This window comes from Streptomyces sp. NPDC003036 (genome assembly GCF_040611175.1).
GTDB lineage: Bacteria > Actinomycetota > Actinomycetes > Streptomycetales > Streptomycetaceae > Streptomyces.
In genome coordinates this window covers 130354-136621 of sequence record NZ_JBEXNO010000020.1, presented here as the reverse complement: position 1 = coordinate 136621, position 6268 = coordinate 130354, and the positions used below count along the sequence as shown (strand labels likewise).

The window sequence follows — 6268 nt, the reverse complement described above, 5'->3', positions numbered from 1 at the left end:
GACGCTGCAGGATGGACTTGCTCTCCAGCGTGTAGCTGCCGAAGTCGCGTTCCATGAGGCGTGGGGGGGGGCCCCCCGCGCGCCCGGGCGGGGGGCGGGGGGCGGCGGGGTGATCCCACCGCGCGGCCCCGGCCCGTTGGAGGGACCATTGACGCATGTCAGGGACACCCATTAACTTCACCATACGGATTGTTGTTTCCGTGTAGTGGAAATTCGGAGGGTGTGGGAATGGGTCAGGGCCAGCAGGAGAAGGTGGCGACGAGCCTCGCCGGAGCGGTCAGCGAGAGCATCAGCGCCTCCCTCGTCTCGGTCGACGAGGAGCTCGCCCGCCGCTATCCGGGAGACCCCGGCACCCGCCAGCCCATCCACACCGTCTACGTGCCGGGTGAGGTCTTCGACGCGGGCACCATCCGCTCCTGGGGCGACCAGGCCCTCGCCATGCTCGACGAGCACGCCCCCGACGCCGCCTCCCTCGCCGGCGTCCTCGGCCTCTCCGCCGAGCTCGCCGACGACGTCCACGCACGCGTACGGGCCAAGCTGGAGCGCGAGCCCATTGAAGACCTGCGCGTCGACTTCGAGGACGGGTACGGCGGCAAGGACGAGGATGCCGACGCCGCCCGCGCCGCGCGCCTGATCTCGGAGGCGTACGCTGGGGGCACCTCCCAGGCCGAAGGCTCTGGGGGAGGCACGGCCGCCCCGTACATGGGCATCCGCATGAAGTGCATGGAGGCCGCCGTACGCGACCGGGGCATCCGCACCACCGATGTCTTCCTCACCGGCCTCATGGAGCGCGGCGGCCTGCCCGACGGCCTCGTCCTCACCCTCCCCAAGGTCACCTACGCCGAGCAGGTCGGCGCCTTCGTCCGGCTCCTGGAGGCCTTCGAGAAGGCCCACGGCCTCGACGCCGGCCGCCTCGGCTTCGAGATCCAGATCGAGACCAGCCAGGCCATCCTCGCCGCCGACGGCACCGCCACCGTCGCCCGCATGATCGACGCCGCCGAGGGCCGCGCGACCGGCCTCCACTACGGCACCTTCGACTACAGCGCCTGCCTCGGCGTCTCCGCCGCCTACCAGGCGAGCGACCACCCCGCCGCCGACCACGCCAAGGCGATCATGCAGGTCGCCGCCGCCGGCACCGGCGTACGCGTCTCCGACGGCTCCACCAACGTCCTGCCCGTAGGCCCCACCGAGAAGGTCCACGACGCCTGGCGCCTCCACTACGGCCTCACCCGCCGCGCCCTGGCCCGCGCCTACTACCAGGGCTGGGACATGCACCCGGGCCACCTGCCGACCCGCTACGCCGCCGTCTTCGCCTTCTACCGCGAGGGCTTCGAGCAGGCCGCCAAGCGCCTCTCCGCCTACGCCAACCACGCCGGCGGCGACGTCATGGACGAGCCCGCCACCGCCAAGGCCCTCAGCTCCTACCTGCTGCGCGGCATCGACTGCGGCGCCCTCGACACCGACGAGGTCGCCCGTCTCACCGGACTCACCCGTGCCGACCTGGACGGCTTCGCCGCTCCGCGGCGCGGGGACCTGACGGCCACGGCCCAGTAGGGGCCGGGGCCCACACCGCTGCCCCGTACTCTGTACGCGTATTCGGACGGGAATCGCGACACAGGGGACGGGGCAGCGGTGTCATCGGGGGAGAACGAACTGATCGCCGGGCGCTACCGGGTCATCCGGCAGCTCGGGCGCGGCGGCATGGGCGTCGTCTGGCGCGCGCTCGACGAGGTGCTGGGCCGCGAAGTGGCCCTGAAGGAGCTCCGTACGTACACGGACTCCGCCGGACACGAACTCGCGGACCTGCGGCTGCGCCTGCAGCGCGAGGCGCGGGCGGCCGCGCGGGTGCGCCACCCCGGGGTCATCTCCGTCCACGACGTGGCCGACCACCAGGGCCGGCCCGTCATCGTCATGGAGCTGGTCGACGGCCCCTCCCTCGACGACGTGCTGGCCGAGCGCGGCGTCCTGGACCCACGCGAGGCCGCCGCGATCGGCGCCAAGGTGATGGAGGCGCTCGGCGCCGCCCACGCCGTCGGCGTCCTGCATCGCGACGTCAAGCCCGGCAACGTCCTGCTGGACCGCACCGGCTGTGTCGTCCTCACGGACTTCGGCATCGCCGCCATGGACGACGCCGGCGACGGCGCCACCGCCCACCTCACCCGCAGCGGCGAGATCGTCGGCTCGCTCGACTACCTCGCGCCCGAGCGGGCCCAGGGCCACGAGCCGGGACCCCCCTCCGACATCTGGGCGCTCGGCGCCACCCTGTACGCGGCGGTCGAGGGCTCCTCGCCCTTCCGCCGTACGTCGACGTGGTCGACGCTCAGCGCGATCGTCGCGGAGCCGCTCCCCGAGCCGCAGCGCGCCGGGGCCCTCGGCCCCGTACTGCGGCAGCTCATGGACAAGGACCCGGCGCAGCGGCCGGACGCGGCGACGGCGGCGCGGCTGCTGGCGGCGGTGGCCGAGGGCCGGGCGCCGCAGGCGGCGCCCCCGCCGACGTACGTGCCGACCGAGCGGAACGTCGTGCCGCACCAGCCGCAGGGCTTCGGCCCGCCGCCCGCCGCGGGGGTCCCGGTGGCTCCCGTTCCGGCGGCGGGTGTGGCCCCGGGGGCTCCGGTTCCGGGGGCTCCGGTTCCGGCGGCCCCTCCGACGGGCGGCCGGGCGGAGTCCGGGGCGGCGCGCCGCCGGAGCCGCGCCAGGTTCCTCGTCGCCGCGGCGACCGCGGCCGTCCTGCTGGCGGGCGGCGGCGTGACGTACGTCCTCATGGACCGCGACCAGCCCCAGGGCGGGCAGGCGCTGGTGGGCGGCCAGGCCGATCCGACGCCCGGTACGCGCGACCCCGGCCGCCCGCTCGACCAGGGCGCCGAGGCGTCCTCCTCCGCCGACGCGACACCGGGCGACGACACCGGGCCGTCCACGTCCGCCGCCGCGCCCGCGTCCACCCCGTCCGGGAAGGCCGCCGGCGCGGAGCCGTCCGGCCCGCCGACGCGCACGCCGGCCACCCGGGGCGCGGGCGCCGGAACGGGCACGGGCACGGGCGCGGGCGGCGGCGAGAACCCCGCGCCTCCGTCCGCGCCGGCCCCCGCACCCGTGTGCCACTCCATCGGCGGCGGCAAGTACAACTGCCAGGTGTGGGCCCGGGCGAAGTCGTACCGCGCCGACGGCAGCGAGGCGGGTGTCCTCAACGCCGGCACGAACTATTTCTTCTGCCAGGCGAACCTCGGCCGCCGCGAGACCCACGGCGAGTGGACCAACGTCTGGTGGGCCAAGACGGACGACGACAGCGGCAACGCCGGCGTGTGGGTGAGCGACGTCTACATCCAGGGCGGTGACAACGACGCGCCGGTGCCCGGCCTGCCGGTCTGCTGACGGGCAGGCCGGTGAGAGGGGGCCGGGCGTCGGCCGGCCCCGCCTCAGGAGGACGGCGGCGCGATCTCGCCCGAGCCGCGCGGGATCAGCGTCGTCTCCAGCACCACGCGCGCCGGGGCGTCGTCCGAGCCGTCCAGCCGCCGGAAGAGCCTCTCGGCCGCCGTGCGCCCCAGCGCCGCCGCGTCCTGCGCGATGACGGTGATGCCCAGCAGGTCGGCGAGCTCGATGTCGTCGAAGCCGACCAGCGCCACCGGGTGCGGGCGCCCGGCCAGCTCCCGTACCACCGTCACCGTCACGCGGTTGTTGCCCGCGAAGAGCGCGGTCACCGGCTCCGGCGCGGCCAGCATCGCGGCGACCGCGCCGCGCACGCGCTCCGGTTCGGTCGAGCCCAGCGCAACCCAGGAGTCGTCCACCGCCAGCCCCGCGTCCTCCATCGCCGCCCGGTAGCCGCGCAGCCGCTCCACGGCGGTGTGGATGCGCGGCTGGTCGCCGATGAAACCGATCCGGCGGTGCCCGTGCGCGATCAGGTGGGCCACGCCCGCGCGGGCGCCGCCGAAGCTGTCGGAGAGCACCACGTCGGCGTCGATGCGCCCGGCCGGGCGGTCCACGAAGACGGTGGCGACACCGGCCCGGATCTCCGGCTCCAGATACCGGTGGTCGGTGCCGGCCGGGATCACGATCAGCCCGTCCACGCGGCGCGCGCAGAGCGCCAGCGCCAACTCCTGCTCCCGGTCCGGGTCCTCCGCGCTGGAACCGTTGATCAGCAGCGCCCCGTGCGCCCGGGCGACCTCCTCGACGGCACGGCTGAGCGGCCCGTAGAACGGGTCGGCGAGGTCCTCCAGGACCAGGCCGATGGAGGCGGTGCGGCCCTTGCGCAGCACGCGCGCGCTGTCGTTGCGTCGGAAGCCCAGCGCCTCGATGGCCTCCTGGACGCGGCGCTCGGTGTCGGGGGTGACGCCCGGCTCGCCGTTCACCACGCGGGAGACGGTCTTGAGTCCGACGCCCGCGCGGGCGGCCACGTCCTTCATGGTGGGCCGGGTGCCGTAGCGGTGGTCGGGGTGGCGGGCGGTCTGGGCCACAGCGCGCTTCCTGCTTCCTGTCGTCGTCGGATGGGTCGGTGGGGCAGAGGGTCGGATGTGATGGTCCGACGGTCGGATGGCCGGGTGAGACGGATGTTCAGATAGTGAGATGGATGGGTGTATAAGCCTGTTGGCGTCGAGCATAGGCCCTGGACAACGTTGTCAATGCCGGGATCCTCAGGCAGACTCTTCGTGAACCAGGCCTGTATTCGCAGGTACTCGCGGGTACGCGTAGGTACGCGTAGGTACGCGCCGGTAACTGACAGCTCTCACGGGGGACCGCACGCCGATGCACTCCGACCTCATCGCCGCGCTCGACATCGGCGGCACCAAGATCGCCGGTGCCCTGGTGGACGGCCGCGGCGGGATCCTCGTACGGGCCCAGCGGCCGACCCCGGCGCGCGAGGACGGCGAGACGGTGATGCGCGCCGTGGAGTCGGTCCTGGCCGAGCTGACCTCCTCTCCGCTGTGGGCCGCCGTCACGGCGGTCGGCATCGGCAGCGCGGGTCCGGTCGACGCCTCCGCCGGTACGGTCAGCCCCGTCAACGTGCCCGGCTGGCGCGACTACCCCCTCGTCGACCGGGTGCGCCGGGCCACCGGCGGCCTGCCCGTCCAACTCGTCGGGGACGGTGTCGCGATGACCGCCGCCGAGCACTGGCAGGGAGCCGCCCGCGGCCACGCCAACGCCCTCTGCATGGTGGTCTCCACCGGCGTCGGGGGCGGCCTCGTCCTGGGCGGCCGGCTCCACGCGGGTCCCACCGGAAACGCCGGCCACATCGGCCACATCAGCGTCGAGCTGGACGGGGATCCGTGCCCCTGCGGGTCGCGCGGCTGCGTCGAACGGATCGCCAGCGGCCCCAACATCGCCCGCCGCGCCCTCGACAACGGCTGGCGGCCAGGGCCCGACGGTGACGCCACGGCCGCCGCGGTGGCCGCCGCCGCGCACGCCGGGGACCCGGTCGCCGTCGCGTCCTTCGAGCGCGCCGCCCAGGCCCTCGCGGCGGGGATAGCCGCCACCGCGTCGCTCGTCGAGATCGAGATCGCGGTGATCGGCGGGGGAGTGGCGGGCGCCGGCGAGGTGCTGTTCGCGCCGCTGCGGCGGGCCCTGAGCGACTACGCCACCCTCTCCTTCGTACGCCGCCTGACGGTGGCCCCGGCGCTCACCGGCACCGACGCGGGCCTGCTGGGCGCGGCCGCGGCGGCCGCGCCCCCGCGCCGGTCTGACGGGGCGACGGCTGCACCGGTTTCCCTCAGGGGCTGAGGCGCCCGGCGGACGCCGGGCTGGGAGGTCTGTTCACCCAGATACCCGTCCAGGTGGTGCTCAGCGGTCTGTCGATTGACGGTGTTGGTGTCGCGCTACGGATCCATAAGCCGGCACAAGCCGACTGACGTGGTCGCGATGGAAGGAAACCCTCATGCGTTCTGCTCGCATTGTGTTTGCCTCGGCCACCGTTACGGCGGCTCTCGCGATCACGGCTCCTGCTGCCTACGCCTTCAACGCCGGTGACCGGGACAAGGGCGACTCCTCGTACAGCAGCGAGCACCACGAGAAGAAGGACGAGCACGACAAGCCCCGCGGCGGCGTGCACACCGGCGGCGGTCTGCTGGCCACCACTTCGGGTGACGACTGGGACAAGGAGCACAAGTCGTCGAAGGAGGACGACGGCTCGAGGAAGGACGACGGCTCGAAGAAGGACTACGAGAAGAAGGACGAGCAGGGCAAGCCGCGTGGTGGGGTGCACGCGGGTGGCGGTCTGCTGGCCACGACGTCGGGTGACGACTGGGACAAGGAGCACAAGTCGTCGAAGGAGGACGACGGCTCG

General features: G+C 74.1%; 4 protein-coding genes and 1 pseudogene. 4 read left to right on the top strand and 1 reads right to left on the bottom strand.

Translation table 11 applies throughout. The features are described 5' to 3' along the window. Window positions 1-228: 228 nt before the first annotated feature. Window positions 229-1554: an aldolase/citrate lyase family protein gene (locus ABZX67_RS17235; RefSeq protein ID WP_355360727.1), complete on the top strand. Its 1326-nt coding sequence runs from the start codon at window positions 229-231 to the stop codon at window positions 1552-1554. Between the two features lie 78 nt (window positions 1555-1632). Continuing rightward, complete coding sequence (locus ABZX67_RS17230) at window positions 1633-3366, top strand: serine/threonine-protein kinase (protein WP_355360724.1); 1734 nt, start codon at window positions 1633-1635, stop codon at window positions 3364-3366. A 44-nt stretch (window positions 3367-3410) separates the two neighbouring features. Here the strand turns inward: ABZX67_RS17230 and ABZX67_RS17225 are convergent, their stop codons facing one another. Then, window positions 3411-4445, bottom strand: a complete 1035-nt coding sequence (locus tag ABZX67_RS17225; protein WP_355360721.1) for a LacI family DNA-binding transcriptional regulator — start codon at window positions 4443-4445, stop codon at window positions 3411-3413. Between the two features lie 289 nt (window positions 4446-4734). Between ABZX67_RS17225 and ABZX67_RS17220 the strand changes: the two genes are divergently transcribed. Next, on the top strand, window positions 4735-5706 hold the full coding sequence (locus tag ABZX67_RS17220) for an ROK family protein (protein WP_355360718.1): 972 nt from the start codon (window positions 4735-4737) through the stop codon (window positions 5704-5706). A 154-nt stretch (window positions 5707-5860) separates the two neighbouring features. Then, window positions 5861-6268: pseudogene (locus ABZX67_RS17215) on the top strand (hypothetical protein); the annotation flags it as partial.